The sequence below is a fragment of the Paenibacillus sp. BAC0078 genome, assembly GCF_054483875.1.
The window spans coordinates 185,455-202,108 of record NZ_JBTLRW010000003.1; the positions used below are offsets into that span (position 1 = coordinate 185,455).

Here is a 16,654-nt window from a genome sequence, read left to right on the forward strand (position 1 = left end):
CTTAATCATCGAAGTGTTCACCATAGTTATAAACCTTCGGTTCTTCCAGTGGTCTGCCGAATACATCCGCCATTAGCGTTGCAAATACTGCCATATCCTTTTCTTCAAAGGACTGCAGCAACCGCAACTCCTTGGCCTTAAGACTCCGGCCTGCCGCCGTGCTAAGTAGGTCAACAACCGGTTTAATTTGGTTCTGGCGTTCCTGTTTCTCATGTTCCCTTTGCTGCTGGATTGCTAGTTTACGATTGTGTTCCTCCCAATCCAGTGCGTCATACCAAAAATAATCGCCGTATTTTTCTCTTTGTAATGAAATCCAATATTGAAGCAATTCTTCGTTCGTTTGGATTTTATCGTGGCATATGGCGCATAAACGTAAACCATTCGCTTTTACGCCTCTTCCCTTCCGCCCGCGAGGCTGGATGTGATGGGTGGTGGTATCCGGTGCTGACTTACAGCATTGACATATCCCGCCTGCCTCAGCAATGAGTTCGGTGAGAACTTCCCTTGGGAAATCGCAACGGTCTTTTGAACTTTGTCCTTTTTGGTGATGAGCAAGGATATCTTTCTTCCATTCTGGAACTTCCTTCTTGGCTGATTTAGGCTTGTTTGAACGCAAACTATTGTAGGTTTTCTTTTCCTTGACAGTTTTTTCAGGTTTCCAGAATGTTTGATGAGCCATTGCTCTTTAACACCTCCTATGTATCAATTTTAATTCTAGGATCATCCGGTTCCGCTGCGGAAATCAGGAGATCCGTTCCAAGTATCCAGCCTGTTCCAAGACTTCATAATGACGTTCGCGCTCGGCTACTGTGAAACGAATAGGCAATATGGTATGTGCTGCATAAAAGGCAATTGCTTCTCTGATTTCTTGTGGTTGATCCTCCAGTTCTGCAAGATCAAGTTTTTTACTGGTCATAAATTAGCTCCTTTTCTGCCTAAGGAAAATTTACCTTGAGGCATGATATCCGTTATCGCATTTCGTATATTTTTCTGTAACTCAATAATATACGATATCGAATATAGAGTCAATACATCTTGCTATAAAATATTCGCTATCGTATAATCAATGCGAGAGGTGATATTATGAGCAATGTTAAGCCCAACCTAATGCCTTTATTAAAGCAACTTGGTCTTACTCAAATGCAATTATCTGAGAAGTCCGGTGTACCTCAGGGATCAATCAGCAGATTTGATAAAAATACCCGACATGAAGCAAATCACTTATTTGCTATTTCAGAAGCATTAGGAGTTCCAATTGAAAAGTTGTTTTTAAGGGAGCAAGAGGAATAAATCCTCTATGCTCCTTTTGTTTTTCCTGCTGGTGCAACGTGTGGTTTGCTGTGATGATCCCAGAATGTATCTTTGGGCATGTCACGATATTTCTGCAATTCTTCTTCAGATAGGTAATATCTTTTATAAGTTCCGTATTCTCCTTTGACTGTCTCGGTTTCGCCTAGCTTCAGCTTTTTTAGTTCCTCCATGTTTATTCCCGCCTTTAATTAATGAACTAACACTTTTTCTTCTGTTTGATCTGGCTGTACCCATATCTCGTCCCAAGCAAATTCAAAGGTAATGCCTGCTTCTGCCTTTGCTGCAGCCAAAAGAATTACCTTCACTGCCTCTTCCGCTGCGTCTGGGGGATATGCATTGCCAATGTATTCTCTGGCTTTAGCATCGGAGCATCCCTCAAGTTGAAATGGCCTGCCATCTGGCAAGTATCTTGGGAAGGATTGAATCATGGCATTTTCAAAAGTGGTTAGCGGTCTGTGCCACGTTCCATCTGGCGCAATTATGATCATGATGCAGCGTTCGTTGTATTCAGGGAATCTCGGGTCAGCTACTGCTGAAGCTCCAGAGTGAATGTCTCCAGAACCTGTCACCGTTTTCCCGGGTTTGTTCCAATCTTGCACTCCATAAGAACCTGATCTTGGTGTGCATCCAATGCGAATATCGGAAACCAAAGGCGCGCCGTTTTGAATATCAGTAACTCCTGTAATAGTAGCAGCAGGATTATCCATATCTTGCATCCGGAACTGGTCCGTGTATCTTCCTGGTCTTTCGTTAATGGACGTATCACCGACCAAACTCCCATCCATCTTTCCTAAGGAGATTGAATCACCAACCGCAACAGCCCCACTGCCAAATCTCGTACCTGTTACGCAAGGTGAAGGCTCATCAATCCTTACCATACGGTATACTCCTGGGTGCCTGCTCTCACGCTCAGTAAGTTTAGGGTCTGCTACACACGAAGCTCCGTTACTTGGTCCCACAGCTCCTGTGATACAGTCGGCAGGATTATCGTAGTGCTGCATACGGTAGAGGTTTGCTTTTGCTCCTCCATTAATTGCAGTGCGCGGATCGGCAACCGCTTGAACACCATTGCTTCTGCCAACGCCAGCACCTCCCGTGACAGTACCGCTTGGTTTATTCCAATCACTAACACCCCAAGCTCCCCGGCGCGGTTCGTGCTGTAGTCTGTATTTCCAATGCTCAAATTTATTGAGGTCCCGCCAGTCACCGCCCATGGGAATAGCCGCTAGCTTTTCCCATGATCCTCTTGTCAGCCTGGGGAGTCGATTATTAGGACCACCATTTACTGTATCCCCTGGCATCGGAAGCGGATAAATGACATCACCAATCGTTTTCAGCGGCTTCTTGGCTGGTAAATACACGAAATTAGGGACTTGAGATTCATCCCGTGAGAGAATCTGAAACCGTAGTCTGTTCTGTCCAAGCCCTCCTACTTCGCCAAGATTGTGATTAGCCCTCATGTCCACCTTGTATCCGTATTTCTCCAGCAGCTTCCTAATCTGCTTTAACAGACTTTTACCTCTTGTCAGGATTCGCGGCACGTTCTCTAAGTGGATGAACGCCGGTATTTTACCTCCGTATTCAAGACAAGCTCGGATGGATAATTCAATACCGCGTATAGTTAACCGATTCAGCGCTTGGTATTTCTTGCTTTCTGCTGACTTGTTAGGAAGCAAGGCGCTCAATCCTTTACATGGTGGGCTGGTAAACAAGTAGTACGGAACCTGACAACCGAACGCTAACCATAAATCCCACGGCTCAGCTTCTCTCCACTCTTCTGGTGGCTCATGTCCATGCCAGTCAATATATTGTTCTCGGGTGAAGAGGTCCATGACAACAGCTTCATTTCCTCCTGTGATCTTATCGTGGTTAAGGCACGCCACCGGATCATAATCAATGGAACAAAGTAATTTTGTTTTAAACAACTTTCCTCCATATTCAATGCACGCTCGCTTTGATCCGGTTGAAAACCCTCCGATACCTCCAAATAATACGGCTATGGTTACTTCGTTCTCAATTGGATTTGATAGCACTGTAGTCACTCCTTACCAGCAGAAAAATAAAGAACGTCATCAATCACTTCGGCCTGCAGTTGGTTTGGATCATTTTCAACAGCCTTCAACTGCTCTATTTTCCAGATGATTCGGGACAACTCGCTCTTTTCTTGTTCATCCAGATATCTTTCAATATCAACGCCCTTAAGGGTGACATTCTTACTCATTTCTACTCAACCTTTCTTTTCCTGTATTTCGATGCATATAATAGGATTTAGGTGTGGTTATGACCTTTTCTGAGACGGCGCGAAGCTTTTAAGCTTCGGTGCGGTATGGTTGAACAACAAACTTGCTTCCTTCGGAATCGTCTCCCTGAAAAATAACTGATGTCATTTTACCCGTGTACTCTATAGATAGAACGTCTGAGTCAATTGCTTTAAGAAGATCAATGATGTATTTTGCATTCAAGGAAATACTGAAGGGGTCCCCCTCCAGAGAAAGTGGGTAAACATCACGTTTTGCCTTCCCCATTCCTTTTCCATTGCCCCTGATGGTTAATTCCGTTGCACTTGCTGCCAATCGAACTTGATTCATTTTTTCTTCTTTGGCTAAGATAAAAATAAGATCAAGCGATTTTGCAAACTCTTTTTTGTTCACCTTTATGGTTGACAAACCTACTACCTGCGCCAGCATTCTTTCAACATCAGGGTAGCGCCCCTCAAGAACGCGAGAATAGAAGGTGAAGCGTTCAGTCTTTACAAAAACTACATATACGTCTCCAGACTGCAGTTTCGAAAAACCGAATTGAACCTCATCTTTATCCAAGATGATCTTTTCCAACTCAACAAGCCCCCGGGCTTCTACAATGGCACTGCCAGAGTCTCTTACTTGCAAGGAGCGCTGGATTGAAGCCACCCTTCTCCGATCAGTTGCCATAAAATTAATTGAATCATCCTTTAGTGTAATATTCACTCCAGTGATTTCAGGAACATTTACCTCCGTAGCTGCAGAAAAGGCTGTTTTCTTGATAAGTTCCTTTAACTCTTTTCCTGAAATCTCAGAAGTCTCCCCCCAATTTATTTCCGGTGGTTTAGGAAATTCCTCTGGATCGAAGCCAGAAATAACTATCTCCTCATTTTTGTTGAGAATCGTTATTTCGAAAAATTTATCGACATCTATTTCAATTTCTCCGCTCAGTTTTCCGATGAGCTCAAGGGCAATCTTGGGAAGAACCACCGACCCGGCACGAATAATTTCAACTTGATCATCAGGGATATAGGATTGAATTGTTGCTCTCTCACTGGCTCCAGTGACGTTTATGCCTTCATCAGTGGTCTGGATAAGAATGCCGGACAATATCTCTATAACAGGTTTGCTTGATACGGCCTTGTCTGCGTCTGCCAGAGCCTCCGAAAGCAAAGAACTGTCTACAACTATCTTCATGTGTTAAAACCCTCCCTACGGCGGTTCCTGCCGCCTACATATAACACTTCAACAGATGGTTCAATCCGTTCAAGTATTCGTTCGACCTTCTTTTCGTTTTGACGTGGCTCCAAAGTTTTAGCATCCTTGACGGTTAGCAAGTGCTGCCTCAACTCTTTCATGGATAGATTAGACGTATAGATTGTAACCAAACTCTCCATGCGGCGTTGAAGGATGGGACCGAGTATCTCTTCTCTCGTCCATATGGTCAGTGACTCCGCGCCGATATCGTCCAAGATAAGCACTGTTGCGTTTTGTAGGGCTTCCAACTTAGATAAAACCGTTTCCGTCTTAGAACTGATGGCATCTTTAGCCTCGGCCATAAAGTCAGGTACATAGACCATTACAACATCCACTCCCCGCGAAGCCAATTCCTGAGCAATCGCCCCGGCTATTCGACTTTTTCCTACTCCAAACTGACCGTAGAGGTATAATCCTCGTTTGCTTTTTCCGGGTTTAAAATTCTCGCAGAACTCCATGCATTTTACGATTGTTGCTACTCTGTGTGAGTCCGGTTCGATATCTTCAAAAGTCGCATTCAGGATGTGCTCGGGTATGAAATGGCTTTTGATCTTCTCGGTGATCTTCTGGCGTTTCTCCTGAGCCACGAGCAAAGGGCATTTCTGGAGCCTGAAAATTAGCCCCTTATCATTCTTGGGATCTTCTTCAACAACGCTGCTATGGCCCTTATGGTCATTCTGACAAGCAGATAAACCTTTACATGCCTTGCAGTTATCAAAGATCGAAATGTGACGCGAGATCGAACCGTAATTTGTCGGTTGCGTCAGGTTTTCAGTTCGGTCAGGAAAATTTTCCTTTAGCCGCCGCACTTCTGAGTGTTCTTCCAGCTTCCTCGCCACTTCCTTTTGTCGTTCGGCGAAGCCTTTGGGTATCAAACTCTTTAGTTCCTCGCCTAAATTTTTCACCTACACCTCAACTCCACGCTTGGCTTTTAATTGCTCAAGCTTTTTTAGATATTCATCTTGGCTGATTTCCGGTTCGTCAGATACTTGCTCCTCTTCGGCTGGCTGCTCCTGCTCTACAGCCTTTTCCTCGGCCTGCGTTACCAGTAATCCGTAGATGATACCTTCGCAATAACTAAGGCTCTTTATCTCGTCTTTTTTGTGCTTCTTCTTGAATTTGTCGAAAGCCTGATTTATCCCCTCAAGGGCAATGGAGATCGGCACTCCATCTGTTATGAGCTCATCCAAAAAGAGTTCGTCCTTGGGAGTAAGATCAATTCCTTTTGCGCGGCGCTTGAGATACAAGTCTGCAACTTGTCTCCGATAATCTAATTCAGCAGCTTTCCGGTTGGAGTCGGCATCCCCGGCAGGAACGGCATCCTGGCTATCTGGTTCGAATTCGTCTTGAAGTCCTTGATTCATTTCTGTGTCCTCCCCTAAACAACAACTACTGTTTTTAATAATGTTTTTAATAATGTCTTTAGAGACCCGTTTCGCCTTACAGCCGCAAGGGTTTGAAACACCTGAAACTTCTCGTTTTGAGAAGCTATCACTTCTCATTTTGAGAAGTAGGTACTTCTTATTTTGAGAAGCATATAGTAATTTCCCAGTATTCTGTTCTCTCTTCGGCTTCTCATTTTGAGAAGTAAAAATCCTTCTTTCAACCAGATTCACGCTTATCAATTCCTTGAATCTTTCTTCGCTCCACCCCTTAACTGGAGTGATCTGCCATTGTTCATAATCTTTATTTACAGCAAACACGTTGGAATCTTTCATCCAAGAAATCACTTTGCTACTGGATAGATGATCCAATTCTTTGCGAATGTTTTGATAACCTATCCCGCACATTTCGAAATCCTTGAGTTTAGGAATAATCGCTGTCTTTTTTCGACAGCCGTATGATAAGCGCCAGATAAAGAGGATAATATCCTTCTGGCGCTTTGAAAAATCACGGCGAATGATTTCATTCCATATTTCATTGGCTAATTTGACATAGCCATCTTCTGGCTGCGGGTTCGCCAATCACCTCACCTCTCCTGCCGAACCTGTTGACCGAGTAAAAAAGCTGTGATACGATTTAACTGATAATTTATGCAAGTGCTTTAATGGCCGCGTCCCTCAACGTGGTCATTTTTATTTCAATCCCTTCAATCAATCGTTCTAAATCCCTAGTTTCATCCTTCAATTGTTGCCTGGGTTGCTCTGTCAACTTTGGAACATCGCCGACAACAAGAATATACTGTCGTAAGGATCTAATTTTAACCTCAAGCCTTCTTTTCCGATCAAGTGCATCAATAACCGATGCTTGCTCTGGGCTTAGATCCATTCTGACAAAATCCACGCGTAAAGTGCCATCACTCAGACTGTCGTGCAGAGTTGCCACTGCATCAAAGTAGGTTTCACCCTCCTGAGACATCTCGAATTGCTCTCCCGGACAAATTACAGGAACGTCAAAGCTTTGCATTCTCTTCACCCTTCCTTCGTTCTCAAGAAAGCATCCAACTCTATTATCTCTGACGAAACTTCATCATCGCATAGGCCGCGACTTACAAAAGAACGCAATTCAGTGACCCGTTTCCACGCCTGCCGGCGCTGCTCAAGCCTTTTGTCCGACATCACATGTAATCCTCCGGCTGAAAGTTCTTAACAAAATCTATGGCATCATCAAAATCTATCCGGCGGATATGGCTGTATTTCGCAACACTGAAATGCTCTTTCAACTTGCTCCAGATCTTCCGCCGATATTTACCGACAACCTCATTAAACTTCAGGTCTGAGTCTTTAAAACGATGTTTTGCGAGCTCGATGGATCTCGTTCTGACCGCTGTCTGCATCTGGTCACATTCGGCATCAATAAGTGTGATGCTGTCGCGAACCTCTTGAACCATGATTTGACATCCTTCAAATTTTTCGTTCATATCAAGTTTCATTTCAGTCATGTTTTCATGCATTGATTTCATTTCTTCCAGCATCATCCTATTAGTCGTTCCCTGTGCATCTAATTGTTTCAATTGATTCTCCAGCATTGCCAACATGTTTCCTTGATTAACTAATGACATCTACCTCAACCACCTTTCTGCCGTTTACTGCTGGTCGCATTTGATCAATAAAAGTTTGGAGCATATCCAGGCTTTCATTAAAACGCTTCTTTTCACTGTTTGATGCCGAAGCAACCGACCCAAGATTAAGAGTTGTTACAGCTGCCTTTTGAAGAAACTGCTTCACGTGGATACTTAGCTGAACTGTGTTTGAGTCAGCTTCATAACGCAATCTCTTTAATTGAGCCGCGCGTTGCTGTTCATCAAAGTCTTCTGGCTGCTGAAGTTTTAAAGCCTCCAACTCTTCCTGAATTCTTTTGTACCCAGCATTGAGGTCGATAACCTTTTGAGATTCGGCTTCAATTTCTTTTTTCCACTTCGCGTCACGAGCTTTAAGCGCCGCCTGAGCTTCTTTATCCTTTTGAGCAATAAATGCCTCGTGTTCTTCTTGTCGTCGCTCTATGGCGGCGCTGACCGCCTCATCCAACTGATCGGCGGGTATAGAGTCCTTGAACTGTTTGCGCAGCATTTCTTTTTCTTCCTCTGCCGCTTCGGCCCTGGCGTTTGCCTCCGCCGCCTCCCGTTCGGCCAGTTCCATGCGTTCTCGGGTTTCAACGAATGCCTTGTGAGTGCTGATCATCCCGGCATCGAGTTGCTCAATGATTTCGGTAGTGGCATTTTCAGCGATGAATTTTGCCTTATCGTAATTCCGCCCAGACCCAAACCCTGATTTCTCAGCTACGATATCCCGAACCTGACCTTTGCCTTCCCCAGGAAAACTTTCCTTCTCGGATGAAGACATGCGCTCTTTCGCTTTTATCCGTTCCAACTCTTCGACTTTCTTGGCAAAGGCCATCCGTTCCGAATAGGTGAAATCCTTCCGATGCTCATTCTCGCTGATTTCCAACTGGAGTTGATGCGTATAGTCGCGCACCTCCATGATACTGACCTCAACCTGTTCTCTTCCCAAGTGTCTGTTAGCCCGTAGCCGCCGTTCTCCGGCGATTAATTGATAATCTGGAGTTACGACTATGGGATTGATTAAGCCGTTCTCTGCGATGTCCTGGGCCAGTTCTTCGATGCCACTAAAATCTTGCCGGATACGGTCTGCTACTTTGATCTTGCTGATATCAATGAACAATTTGATTCTCCTTCCTAATTTTTCTTCCTCTCTGTGATAAAATGGGAATTGTCCATATCCACCAATTTACTAGAAAGGAGTTTTGAAATGGTCATTATTAATTTTCTTGATGGAACACGCCTGGAACTAAATTCCGATACTGTATTAAAAGGTTACAAGAAATCAATTGACGAGAATGGATTTAAATTTAATTTTGAAGTTGATGATCTTGCAAGTAATGAAGCAAACATTCCAGAAAGAATCAATTCTCAACTTGAAGTCGTTAATTTCATTCTTTCAAATGATTGTTTTACGCTTGGACTAGGTAATGACAAAGATACTTTCTATTTTTCAACTTCCGTAAAATCCGTAGAAAACTCTGTCGATGAACACATTGCCATGCCTCAAATCTTTGGAGTACCGATGAATCGGAATTAAGGCGTATATTCTTGCTGAAGCAAAGTACACTTGGGAAGAGCTTCTTTTGATTTGTCGAGAATAAACATAGCCGTTTCAAAAGTTAGCCCTTTGCTGCCCAACAAAGAAATCACTTCCGTAACAATCTCAGAAAAACAATCCTTTGTTTTAATCGCTCCGTTCACTGAAACGGGGCTTTTTATATGGATCACTTCCCCTTCACCCAACTGACCAGTTTGATTATTTATTAAATCCAATGGGTTATCCTCCCTTCGCTACAAACTTGGCAAACAATAATTCTCAATACGGTTAAGCGTTACTCTGTGTGGCTTAGCCTCACGCTGCTGAAGCATGTTCTTAAGCTCCAACACCTTAGCCCTTGCAAGCCCAGCTTCTCTCAAAGCGACTTTATCTCCAGAAGCTAATCCTGCTACTACTACTCTTGATAGAGCTTCATAAGCTGTTTGTAGATCTTCTTCCACCGCTTTAACTTCCCTTCTTGTAATTCGCAGCCCGCTGTTCAGCTCTCCATGCTTCTAAATCAGAGAGCCGGAACTTGATTACTTGCCTTCTGGAACCAAATGTTCCATAACGTTCATGTGGAATACTTCCTTCTTGACACATGCGGTATATAAGTTTTTCGGAAACCCCTATGTGGGCTGCTGTCTCTGCTACGTCAAGAGTTTTATCTATCACTCCAGCAAACTCTGCCCTGAGGCGGTTTTCTGCAATAGTTACATGCTCGGATATTATTGAACGAATTGCATTCTCAAGAGTAACTAAAGAATTATCCATATCACATTTCCTTCCTGTTAAGGTATGGTATACTATAGTCATTCTTTTTTTCTTACCAATTCATCAACTGTTACATTTAGAGCATTTGCAAGTTTTACAAGAGTTTCAGCATTTGGCCCCTGTTTTTTTTCTTTCAAGCCATATATTACAGTCATTGAAACACCGCTTTCCTTTCCCAGCCTGTACGGCGTCCACCCTCTTTCGTCAAGGAACTTTTGAACGTTATTCCCGATTGTCATTCCCATGTTGTTTTCACCTCCTTAACAAACTATATCTCCGTTTTAGGTTATAGTAAAACTCATTAATCTCCGGTTTAGGTTACAATATAATAAGTTTTCTCTAATATCCTCTCTTAATCTTGACATATCTCCTGTTTTTGTTTTATTATAACCGTATTAGGATATATCGTTTTTAGGTTATACTATCGGAGGTCGTGATTTTAATGCTATCGGATAAAGTTAAAGAATTGATGGATTCAAATAACCTAACCGCCTACAGAGTCTCTAAAGACACAGGCATACCTTATACAACACTCACTAAGATTCTGAATGGAACAACAAAAAGTCCTAAGATCGACTTGATTAAAATAATTGCCAATTATTTTAAAAAGCCGCTTGACCACTTCACTGAGAATGAAGACACTACTCACAATGCTCCAGAATGGGCTACTGCTAAAGATCTAGCAGACATTAAGAAGATTCTTGAAGAAGATCAGCCCGTTTTGTTTGACGGAGTACCAATTACAGATGAAAATCGTCAAAGAGCTATGGACATTTTGACTGGGCTGCTTTGGGAAGCTAAAGAACTAAATAAGGAAACTTATGGACGTAAGAAAAAGGTAGCCCCCAAAGACGAAGAGTAGGTGACCGCTTTGGATGACATCATTCACAAGCTCGTTCGCAGATTTAAAACAAACGATCCTTTTGTCATAGCCCAAGGACTTAACATAATTATCCGACACGCAGAGTTTGATACAGGCACTAGGGGGTTTTACTACAGAAGGTTGCGAAGGAGATTTATTGTAATTCATAATGGCCTGTCCGAGGAATGGCAACGTGTAGTGTGTGCCCATGAACTCGGACATGATCGACTCCATTCAGGATTTAGTCAATTCTGGATTGATGAACATACTTTCTTTAACATGGGAAAATATGAACGACAGGCCAATATATTCGCTGTGAAACTCTTAACCCACTCAACAGAGCGTGAACTAGAAGAAACCGAAGAGGCTTACTTATTACGCTGTGGCGTGCCTAAACAACTGCATAATTTAAAAATGTAACTTTGCGTTTTCCAGCCGCAAGGCTGTTTACCATATAAAAAAACAGAACACCAGTTCGAAATGGAGGGAATGAAGTGGCAAAAGGAAGTATTGAAAAACGTGGAGAAAATACGTGGAGACTAACTATTGACTTAGGGTTACATAGTGACGGCAGTAGAAACCGCCCGCGAAAGACAATTACTGTAGAGGACAAGGCACTTCTCAAAACAACAAAGAAACTAAAAGATTATTTGGATGACGAACTCGCGAAGTTTAAACAAGAGGTATTGAGTGGCAGTTACATTGCACCTTCTAAACTTACATTCAAAGGATTTTATGAAAATGAATGGAAGCCTAAGGACGCCGAACCAAGACTGAAGCGTACGACATACTTGTCTCATTGCTCCAAAATAGATCATCATGTTTTGCCGGTTATAGGACATTTGCAACTCGATGAGATCACAACAATGAGATTAGTGACGTTATTCAATGACTTGCGGAAACCTGGTGCGCGGATCGACAAGCGCGGTGGTAAAGACACCATCAGTTCTCGCACGATTCAATATATTTATGATGTGACTATGAGTATATTCAAACGAGCTGTAGAATGGGGGGTCTTAAGTAAAAATCCATTGGAGGGCATCCAGCGCCCACAGATCAGCAAGGAAGATAAAAAGGCCCGGAAAGACAGAAAGAACTTTTTCGAAGAAGAGGAAGCTACAGAAGTCATTGATACATTAATCAAAAGTGACACACACTGGAGACTTTATTTTCTTGGAGCAATAATTGGAGGTTTCAGACGTGGAGAGTTAATCGCTTTGGACGAAGACGATTGCGACTTTGTAAATAACCGGTTGCGTATCGACGAGAACATCTCGCTTACCGAGAATGGACAGGCCGAAATCACAGACACCAAAAACGATGCGTCCGATGATTATGTAGATATGCCGCAATGGTATATGGAGCAATTAGCGGTTCATATTAAAGCCATGCGCAAATTACGCTTTGAAGCAAAAGCACAAGGGAAATGGAAAGGCGGGGATCAGAACTTTGTCTTCCATTCAGGAACGGGAAAACCCTATTACCATACATCACCATCCCAACAGTGGACAATATGGTGTAAGCGGAACGGATTCCGAAACGTATCCCTACACGGGCTGCGTCATACAAATGCAACCTATTTGCTAGGCCGGGGCGCATCCATTAAAGAGATACAACATCGGTTGCGACACTCGACATCCCAGGTGACCACAGACACTTACGCTCATGTCACCAAAAAGTTGAGTCGCAAAACAACGGCACACCTCGATGTATTTGATCCTAAAGTTCGTCCCCAATCCGTCCCCAAAGCTGAAAAAGGCACTCATTCCCTTTAAATCAATTCAAACTATAAAAAAAGAAAACCCCTTATGTATCAAGGGATTTCCTAGTTTAATGGATGCCGAGGACGGGGGTCGAACCCGTACGGTAGTTACCTACCGCAGGATTTTAAGTCCTGTGCGTCTGCCTATTCCGCCACCCCGGCATGTATGTGCGTAGTTAACGCGACAAGTAATATCATATCATGTATCTTGTGGATGCGCAATCAAAATTTCCATTATGTTTTTGATTACAAAAAAATGGCCCGATCAGCTGGTGCTGATTGGGCCGTTTGCGGGCCTCCTATTGGCGGTCGCGTTCGCCGCTTCTGCTTCTCATGCCGGCCAGGCCGAGTAGGCCGATCAGACCGAGCCAGCCCCAGTTAGAGCCGGTTCTCGTTGTAGTTGTAGGGACGGTCGTGCTGGTTGTGCGGTATCTTCCGGTAGGCGTAGTGTTGGACAGTGGAGAGACGGTGGTGTTATCTCCATAGCGGACTCTGTCCTGCACGATGGTTTCATTTCTGTGCATGGTTCCTGTGGTCTGATTCATCATGGTATTGCCTTGCTGGTTCATCATATGGGTACCGTCTCCGGTAACCGTTGATGCATTTCCTACTCCGAGCAGACTCATGGACAGTATTGTACCGCAGGTAAGGCTGGTGATCAGCTTGTTCAAGATGGTATGCCTCCTTTTTGTATTTTTCGCTGATAATTTTCCCCTGCGGTGCATTTACTATGCAGACAAATTTATTGAGTCACCACATTCACCGTCTTGCTCACAGGATCATAAGCCACCTTGGCGCCAAGCGCTTCTGCCAATGCCCGTACCGGGACATAGGTGGTTCCATTATCCAGTACCCCAACTGTGAGCTTCGCCCCGTTCAGGTTGACCGTAATTTCCACATCCTTATTCACTTGATCGTCACCTCCGTTGATCCGGCTCATGGCCATCTTCACCTGCTCAGCGCTTGGACGCTGGCCTGCTTTTAACTGGGCGGTGGTCAGTCCAAAAGCCATCTGCAAATGCGAATAATCCTGAAAAGAAGTCCAGTCGCCGCCCCATTCGAGCCCCAGCTTTTTCGCTTCCTGCACCACCTCCTGCCAATCTGCCAGCTTATCGCCGTCCCCGTCCCTTTTCATATCCCAGGAGACGCTTTGGCCGTCCGGCAGCAGCAGCGCAAAATCAATCGCCAGGCCGTAATTATGGTAGCTGCTGCCTCCCCGCGCGTTAGTTACAATATCGCCCTTCTTCGTTCTTCCCTGTGCGTACAGCGCATTCTGTTCGGCAAAGCTCCGCATACCTGCGGTAATGACGATTGGAATCCCCCTGGCGTAGCTTCGCTCAATCAAGACATTCGCGGCCGCCAGCAGGACAGGATGAAGACCGACGAGCCGGGTTGCCGATTTTTGTGTCACCTGATCTAAAGTCAGCATCTCATCACCTCCTGGTATAGTTAATGCCTTGCTTCCCCAATTGCTTGTACGCTGTTCCCTTATTTGCCAAAAGAAAAGACCCCGAGCACTCCGAGGCCTTAGCAGCTTACATATTATAAGGTGGACGTTTACCACCATCTGGTCGAATAGATGATCAGCCCAATGATCGCAACCGCAATCAACAAATCGGCCACTTCTCTAAAAAAACGCGGCATCTCCTTGTTCAGCAGCTTTTGCTCCTTTTCCTGATGCTTCAGCTTCATGGCTTCTTCCATTGCCCCGTCCAGAGGGGGCCTTGGATCTATCATCATAAGCTTCCACTCCTCTCGCAGCGTTATCCAAATCATACCACATATTGCCGAATTTCTGGATGATTTCCGCATAAAAAGGCCAATATAATTGCGAAAGGTGGGAAGACCCAATGGACATTCACAGCGACAGCTACAAAGTGGCAGCGTTTGGCGATCAGGAGGACGCAGTGGAAATCATCCGCCAGGCCGAAGCAGAACTTGCCCGGATGAACGGTAATAAGGCGGTTACCTTAATAGCATATGAGAAAACAACCACTACCTCCTATGGAGAATGATGATTATATTGCCGCAGCCGTTCTGCTTCACACGATGTAAGCCTCGACAATGTCATCCACGTTAATCCATTTCCATTCCTCCGCCCACTGCAGCTTGAATTCACGCGAGTGGGTGTGAATGGAAGTCACAAAGCCGCTTTGCAGTGTATTCTCAGCAGAATCGAACAGAACCACCGTTACCCGGACATGGCTCCGCAGCGATAAAGCCAGCGTACACTCAATCTCCTCGAGCTTCTCCTTATCCAGTATCGGCTTGATGCGGCGCAGGCTCTCCCGTTCCTCACTCATCCGGCTGCTCACCCACTGGCCGTTTCCTTCCAGCTTCTTGCCCATTGCCGTTCCTCCTTCTATTCCATCAACGAACATATGTTTGTATTATATACGCAATACTGATGGTTAGGCAATCCTAAATATATGGCAGCAAAAATCGGACAAGCAGACTATGCCGGGGCTGCAGCACTCCAAAAGACAACAAAAAGACGCTCACAGTTTATGCTGTGCAGCGCCTTTTTGCCGGCCTGTCCCATGACCAGGATAGAAAATGGCTAACTCTTATTGTATTCTTACTTCACGTCAGTTACCGTAGTCCTTGTGTCGGACTTGGTATTGGTTGTGGATTCTTTGTTCGCCTTAGTGTCTGTGGCGGCTCCCGTGACAGTTCCCGTACCGCTCAGTGTCTGTGCGTCCGTACTGCTCTCCGCTTCGATCAGCCCCGCCGCGACTCTCGCTTCGTTCAGCTTGGAGATGCCGTACAGCATTGCCACATCTGCCTGCTTGTTCATATCGTTGAACTCTTCTGCGGTAACATCGGGAGAAACAGCGCTTTTCGAAGCTTTCTCCTTAATCGAATAGGCGCTCTGGAAAGCGATGATCGAATCACTTAACAGCTTTTGGATGTTCTCGGGCAGATTATTGGAAATCTTCACATCCTTGACATCACCGGCAAGGTCGGAAGCTGTGTCCTGGAACTCATCTACAGCCTTCTCCATCTCCTTGTCCGTCGCTTTTCCTGTCGAATACGAGGTTAAGGTCGTGTTGAACGCCTCCAATGAAGATTTGCCCATTTCATCGAATTTCGTCATCTCATTGTAGAAGTTCTGTACGGTCTCCTGTACCTGTTCATGGGTAGCAGGCGCCGAACTATTATTGCCGCAGGCGCTGAGAACCACAAACGCCATTAGTAACGCTGCCAGTAAAGCTTTTCTCATAATTAATATCCCTCCATTTAACAGAATAATGGCGGGATAAGCAAAGTGCAAATAAAAATTATGTAAAAAGAGCTCAAATGAAACATATTTCTGCGTTTAAGCGTATTCAACAAGAGATATAATGATTTCAGCCTGAAATAAGAGAGGAAGATTCCTTATGCCTTATTGCACAAACTGTGGTGCGGAATACAAGCAAGGCGCCAAATTTTGCGGAGAATGCGGCGCAAACACCGGAGATGCTGCCGCAGCCCCGGCACACCCTACTAGGGCAGGAGCAGCCCCCGGCTCTGGCTCCGGCTCTGGCTCCGGCCCTGAAGTTGAGCTGTGGCAGGGTAAGCCGGCGGGCATCTCCGATCGTCTCAAAGGCATCGTACGCCTGAATACAACTACGTATACCATCACCAGCCAGCGGATTATGGTTAAGTCCGGGCTGATCGGGAAGGACATCGAGGAAATCGAGCTGCTGCGGGTGAATGATTTTTCCGTGGAGCAGTCCATACCGGACCGCATCCTTGGCATTGGAACACTGACAGTATTCTCGGATGACGCTTCGTCGCCGCAGCTTCTTTTCCGCAAAATCCGCAAGGCTCAGACGGTGAAGGACATCCTGCGCAAAGCGGTGCGCGATGAGAAAATCGCCAACAATATCAGCTACCGCGAGCAGATTTAGCGTTATGCTGGACTTCC

27 protein-coding genes and 1 tRNA gene are annotated in these 16,654 nt (G+C 44.8%); 7 read left to right on the forward strand and 21 right to left on the reverse strand.

The features are described from left to right. Position 1 precedes the first annotated feature (1 nt). The gene (locus ACX1DY_RS07660) at positions 2-679 is read right to left on the reverse strand and encodes an HNH endonuclease (protein WP_458963603.1); all 678 of its coding nucleotides are present in this window, start codon (positions 677-679) and stop codon (positions 2-4) included. 63 nt (positions 680-742) lie between these two features. Then, positions 743-916, reverse strand: coding sequence for a hypothetical protein (locus ACX1DY_RS07665; protein ID WP_458963604.1), 174 nt, complete (start codon positions 914-916; stop codon positions 743-745). A gap of 167 nt (positions 917-1,083) precedes the next feature. Between ACX1DY_RS07665 and ACX1DY_RS07670 the strand changes: the two genes are divergently transcribed. Next, complete coding sequence (locus ACX1DY_RS07670) at positions 1,084-1,290, forward strand: helix-turn-helix domain-containing protein (RefSeq protein ID WP_458963605.1); 207 nt, start codon at positions 1,084-1,086, stop codon at positions 1,288-1,290. Positions 1,291-1,295: 5 nt separating this feature from the next. On the opposite strand, the gene ACX1DY_RS07675 is transcribed toward ACX1DY_RS07670, so the two are convergent. The 9 genes from ACX1DY_RS07675 to ACX1DY_RS07715 all read right to left on the reverse strand — a co-directional run bounded on the left by ACX1DY_RS07675 (position 1,296) and on the right by ACX1DY_RS07715 (position 8,929). Beyond that, complete coding sequence (locus ACX1DY_RS07675; protein ID WP_458963606.1) at positions 1,296-1,481, reverse strand: hypothetical protein; 186 nt, start codon at positions 1,479-1,481, stop codon at positions 1,296-1,298. Positions 1,482-1,499: 18 nt separating this feature from the next. Then, positions 1,500-3,344: a DNA cytosine methyltransferase gene (locus tag ACX1DY_RS07680; RefSeq protein WP_458963607.1), complete on the reverse strand. Its 1,845-nt coding sequence runs from the start codon at positions 3,342-3,344 to the stop codon at positions 1,500-1,502. Between the two features lie 5 nt (positions 3,345-3,349). Beyond that, positions 3,350-3,532, reverse strand: coding sequence for a hypothetical protein (locus ACX1DY_RS07685; protein ID WP_458963608.1), 183 nt, complete (start codon positions 3,530-3,532; stop codon positions 3,350-3,352). An 88-nt stretch (positions 3,533-3,620) separates the two neighbouring features. Continuing rightward, positions 3,621-4,748, reverse strand: a complete 1,128-nt coding sequence (gene dnaN, locus ACX1DY_RS07690) for a DNA polymerase III subunit beta (RefSeq protein ID WP_458963609.1) — start codon at positions 4,746-4,748, stop codon at positions 3,621-3,623. Continuing rightward, positions 4,745-5,713 (reverse strand): ATP-binding protein, encoded by a 969-nt coding sequence (locus tag ACX1DY_RS07695; protein ID WP_458963610.1) that lies wholly within the window; start codon positions 5,711-5,713, stop codon positions 4,745-4,747. The genes dnaN and ACX1DY_RS07695 overlap by 4 nt, the downstream gene beginning before the upstream one ends. Beyond that, complete coding sequence (locus ACX1DY_RS07700; protein ID WP_458963611.1) at positions 5,714-6,772, reverse strand: replication protein; 1,059 nt, start codon at positions 6,770-6,772, stop codon at positions 5,714-5,716. Between the two features lie 67 nt (positions 6,773-6,839). After that, complete coding sequence (locus ACX1DY_RS07705) at positions 6,840-7,214, reverse strand: hypothetical protein (protein WP_458963612.1); 375 nt, start codon at positions 7,212-7,214, stop codon at positions 6,840-6,842. A 151-nt stretch (positions 7,215-7,365) separates the two neighbouring features. Further along, positions 7,366-7,809 (reverse strand): ORF6C domain-containing protein, encoded by a 444-nt coding sequence (locus tag ACX1DY_RS07710; protein ID WP_458963613.1) that lies wholly within the window; start codon positions 7,807-7,809, stop codon positions 7,366-7,368. After that, positions 7,796-8,929, reverse strand: coding sequence for a ParB N-terminal domain-containing protein (locus ACX1DY_RS07715; RefSeq protein ID WP_458963614.1), 1,134 nt, complete (start codon positions 8,927-8,929; stop codon positions 7,796-7,798). Before ACX1DY_RS07715 ends, ACX1DY_RS07710 begins: the two co-directional genes overlap by 14 nt. Positions 8,930-9,016: 87 nt before the next feature. Here ACX1DY_RS07715 and ACX1DY_RS07720 point away from each other — a divergent pair, with 87 nt between their 5' ends. Then, positions 9,017-9,346 (forward strand): hypothetical protein, encoded by a 330-nt coding sequence (locus ACX1DY_RS07720; protein WP_458963615.1) that lies wholly within the window; start codon positions 9,017-9,019, stop codon positions 9,344-9,346. Here ACX1DY_RS07720 and ACX1DY_RS07725 read toward each other — a convergent pair. Genes ACX1DY_RS07725 through ACX1DY_RS07740 form a run of 4 tightly spaced genes read right to left on the reverse strand, consistent with a single transcriptional unit; the run spans position 9,343 to position 10,365 of the window. Further along, a complete protein-coding gene (locus ACX1DY_RS07725; RefSeq protein ID WP_458963616.1) occupies positions 9,343-9,582 on the reverse strand; it encodes a hypothetical protein in 240 nt (79 codons plus the stop codon). The genes ACX1DY_RS07720 and ACX1DY_RS07725 overlap by 4 nt on opposite strands. 18 nt (positions 9,583-9,600) lie before the next feature. Continuing rightward, the gene (locus ACX1DY_RS07730; protein WP_458963617.1) at positions 9,601-9,807 is read right to left on the reverse strand and encodes a hypothetical protein; all 207 of its coding nucleotides are present in this window, start codon (positions 9,805-9,807) and stop codon (positions 9,601-9,603) included. 4 nt (positions 9,808-9,811) lie between these two features. Further along, positions 9,812-10,120: a helix-turn-helix transcriptional regulator gene (locus tag ACX1DY_RS07735; protein WP_458963618.1), complete on the reverse strand. Its 309-nt coding sequence runs from the start codon at positions 10,118-10,120 to the stop codon at positions 9,812-9,814. Between the two features lie 38 nt (positions 10,121-10,158). Then, the gene (locus ACX1DY_RS07740) at positions 10,159-10,365 is read right to left on the reverse strand and encodes a helix-turn-helix domain-containing protein (protein ID WP_458963619.1); all 207 of its coding nucleotides are present in this window, start codon (positions 10,363-10,365) and stop codon (positions 10,159-10,161) included. A gap of 197 nt (positions 10,366-10,562) precedes the next feature. Between ACX1DY_RS07740 and ACX1DY_RS07745 the strand changes: the two genes are divergently transcribed. The 3 genes from ACX1DY_RS07745 to ACX1DY_RS07755 all read left to right on the forward strand — a co-directional run bounded on the left by ACX1DY_RS07745 (position 10,563) and on the right by ACX1DY_RS07755 (position 12,757). After that, positions 10,563-10,982: a helix-turn-helix domain-containing protein gene (locus ACX1DY_RS07745; RefSeq protein ID WP_458963620.1), complete on the forward strand. Its 420-nt coding sequence runs from the start codon at positions 10,563-10,565 to the stop codon at positions 10,980-10,982. A gap of 9 nt (positions 10,983-10,991) precedes the next feature. Then, a complete protein-coding gene (locus ACX1DY_RS07750; protein WP_458963621.1) occupies positions 10,992-11,402 on the forward strand; it encodes an ImmA/IrrE family metallo-endopeptidase in 411 nt (136 codons plus the stop codon). 74 nt (positions 11,403-11,476) lie between these two features. Next, the gene (locus ACX1DY_RS07755; protein ID WP_458963622.1) at positions 11,477-12,757 is read left to right on the forward strand and encodes a tyrosine-type recombinase/integrase; all 1,281 of its coding nucleotides are present in this window, start codon (positions 11,477-11,479) and stop codon (positions 12,755-12,757) included. 63 nt (positions 12,758-12,820) lie between these two features. Here the strand turns inward: ACX1DY_RS07755 and ACX1DY_RS07760 are convergent. The 4 genes from ACX1DY_RS07760 to ACX1DY_RS07775 all read right to left on the reverse strand — a co-directional run bounded on the left by ACX1DY_RS07760 (position 12,821) and on the right by ACX1DY_RS07775 (position 14,484). Continuing rightward, positions 12,821-12,906, reverse strand: a tRNA-Leu gene (locus tag ACX1DY_RS07760). Positions 12,907-13,043: 137 nt separating this feature from the next. Next, entirely contained in the window at positions 13,044-13,415 is a 372-nt protein-coding gene (locus ACX1DY_RS07765) for a WGxxGxxG family protein (RefSeq protein WP_458963623.1), read from the reverse strand. Between the two features lie 71 nt (positions 13,416-13,486). After that, on the reverse strand, positions 13,487-14,173 hold the full coding sequence (locus tag ACX1DY_RS07770; RefSeq protein WP_458963624.1) for a M15 family metallopeptidase: 687 nt from the start codon (positions 14,171-14,173) through the stop codon (positions 13,487-13,489). A gap of 128 nt (positions 14,174-14,301) precedes the next feature. After that, positions 14,302-14,484, reverse strand: a complete 183-nt coding sequence (locus tag ACX1DY_RS07775; RefSeq protein ID WP_458963625.1) for a hypothetical protein — start codon at positions 14,482-14,484, stop codon at positions 14,302-14,304. Positions 14,485-14,594: 110 nt separating this feature from the next. Here ACX1DY_RS07775 and ACX1DY_RS07780 point away from each other — a divergent pair, with 110 nt between their 5' ends. Further along, positions 14,595-14,759: a hypothetical protein gene (locus ACX1DY_RS07780; RefSeq protein WP_458963626.1), complete on the forward strand. Its 165-nt coding sequence runs from the start codon at positions 14,595-14,597 to the stop codon at positions 14,757-14,759. A gap of 27 nt (positions 14,760-14,786) precedes the next feature. On the opposite strand, the gene ACX1DY_RS07785 is transcribed toward ACX1DY_RS07780, so the two are convergent. Together ACX1DY_RS07785 and ACX1DY_RS07790 are read right to left on the reverse strand one after the other, a co-directional pair. Next, positions 14,787-15,092 (reverse strand): YolD-like family protein, encoded by a 306-nt coding sequence (locus ACX1DY_RS07785; RefSeq protein ID WP_458963627.1) that lies wholly within the window; start codon positions 15,090-15,092, stop codon positions 14,787-14,789. Between the two features lie 230 nt (positions 15,093-15,322). Next, on the reverse strand, positions 15,323-15,967 hold the full coding sequence (locus tag ACX1DY_RS07790) for a hypothetical protein (RefSeq protein WP_458963628.1): 645 nt from the start codon (positions 15,965-15,967) through the stop codon (positions 15,323-15,325). 157 nt (positions 15,968-16,124) lie between these two features. Between ACX1DY_RS07790 and ACX1DY_RS07795 the strand changes: the two genes are divergently transcribed. Next, positions 16,125-16,637 carry a zinc ribbon domain-containing protein gene (locus tag ACX1DY_RS07795; RefSeq protein ID WP_458963629.1) on the forward strand — a complete coding sequence of 171 codons (513 nt, stop codon included), beginning with the start codon at positions 16,125-16,127 and terminating at the stop codon, positions 16,635-16,637. The last annotated feature ends 17 nt before the right edge of the window (positions 16,638-16,654 follow it).

Coding starts and splice junctions, on each gene's coding strand:
- ACX1DY_RS07660 (WP_458963603.1), bottom strand. CDS start 679: ATGGCTCATCAAACATTCTGGAAACCTGAAAAAACTGTCAAGGAAAAG.
- ACX1DY_RS07665 (WP_458963604.1), bottom strand. CDS start 916: ATGACCAGTAAAAAACTTGATCTTGCAGAACTGGAGGATCAACCACAA.
- ACX1DY_RS07670 (WP_458963605.1), top strand. CDS start 1,084: ATGAGCAATGTTAAGCCCAACCTAATGCCTTTATTAAAGCAACTTGGT.
- ACX1DY_RS07675 (WP_458963606.1), bottom strand. CDS start 1,481: ATGGAGGAACTAAAAAAGCTGAAGCTAGGCGAAACCGAGACAGTCAAA.
- ACX1DY_RS07685 (WP_458963608.1), bottom strand. CDS start 3,532: ATGAGTAAGAATGTCACCCTTAAGGGCGTTGATATTGAAAGATATCTG.
- dnaN (WP_458963609.1), bottom strand. CDS start 4,748: ATGAAGATAGTTGTAGACAGTTCTTTGCTTTCGGAGGCTCTGGCAGAC.
- ACX1DY_RS07705 (WP_458963612.1), bottom strand. CDS start 7,214: ATGCAAAGCTTTGACGTTCCTGTAATTTGTCCGGGAGAGCAATTCGAG.
- ACX1DY_RS07710 (WP_458963613.1), bottom strand. CDS start 7,809: ATGTCATTAGTTAATCAAGGAAACATGTTGGCAATGCTGGAGAATCAA.
- ACX1DY_RS07720 (WP_458963615.1), top strand. CDS start 9,017: ATGGTCATTATTAATTTTCTTGATGGAACACGCCTGGAACTAAATTCC.
- ACX1DY_RS07735 (WP_458963618.1), bottom strand. CDS start 10,120: ATGGATAATTCTTTAGTTACTCTTGAGAATGCAATTCGTTCAATAATA.
- ACX1DY_RS07740 (WP_458963619.1), bottom strand. CDS start 10,365: ATGGGAATGACAATCGGGAATAACGTTCAAAAGTTCCTTGACGAAAGA.
- ACX1DY_RS07745 (WP_458963620.1), top strand. CDS start 10,563: ATGCTATCGGATAAAGTTAAAGAATTGATGGATTCAAATAACCTAACC.
- ACX1DY_RS07770 (WP_458963624.1), bottom strand. CDS start 14,173: ATGCTGACTTTAGATCAGGTGACACAAAAATCGGCAACCCGGCTCGTC.
- ACX1DY_RS07775 (WP_458963625.1), bottom strand. CDS start 14,484: ATGATGATAGATCCAAGGCCCCCTCTGGACGGGGCAATGGAAGAAGCC.
- ACX1DY_RS07780 (WP_458963626.1), top strand. CDS start 14,595: ATGGACATTCACAGCGACAGCTACAAAGTGGCAGCGTTTGGCGATCAG.
- ACX1DY_RS07785 (WP_458963627.1), bottom strand. CDS start 15,092: ATGGGCAAGAAGCTGGAAGGAAACGGCCAGTGGGTGAGCAGCCGGATG.
- ACX1DY_RS07790 (WP_458963628.1), bottom strand. CDS start 15,967: ATGAGAAAAGCTTTACTGGCAGCGTTACTAATGGCGTTTGTGGTTCTC.
- ACX1DY_RS07795 (WP_458963629.1), top strand. CDS start 16,125: ATGCCTTATTGCACAAACTGTGGTGCGGAATACAAGCAAGGCGCCAAA.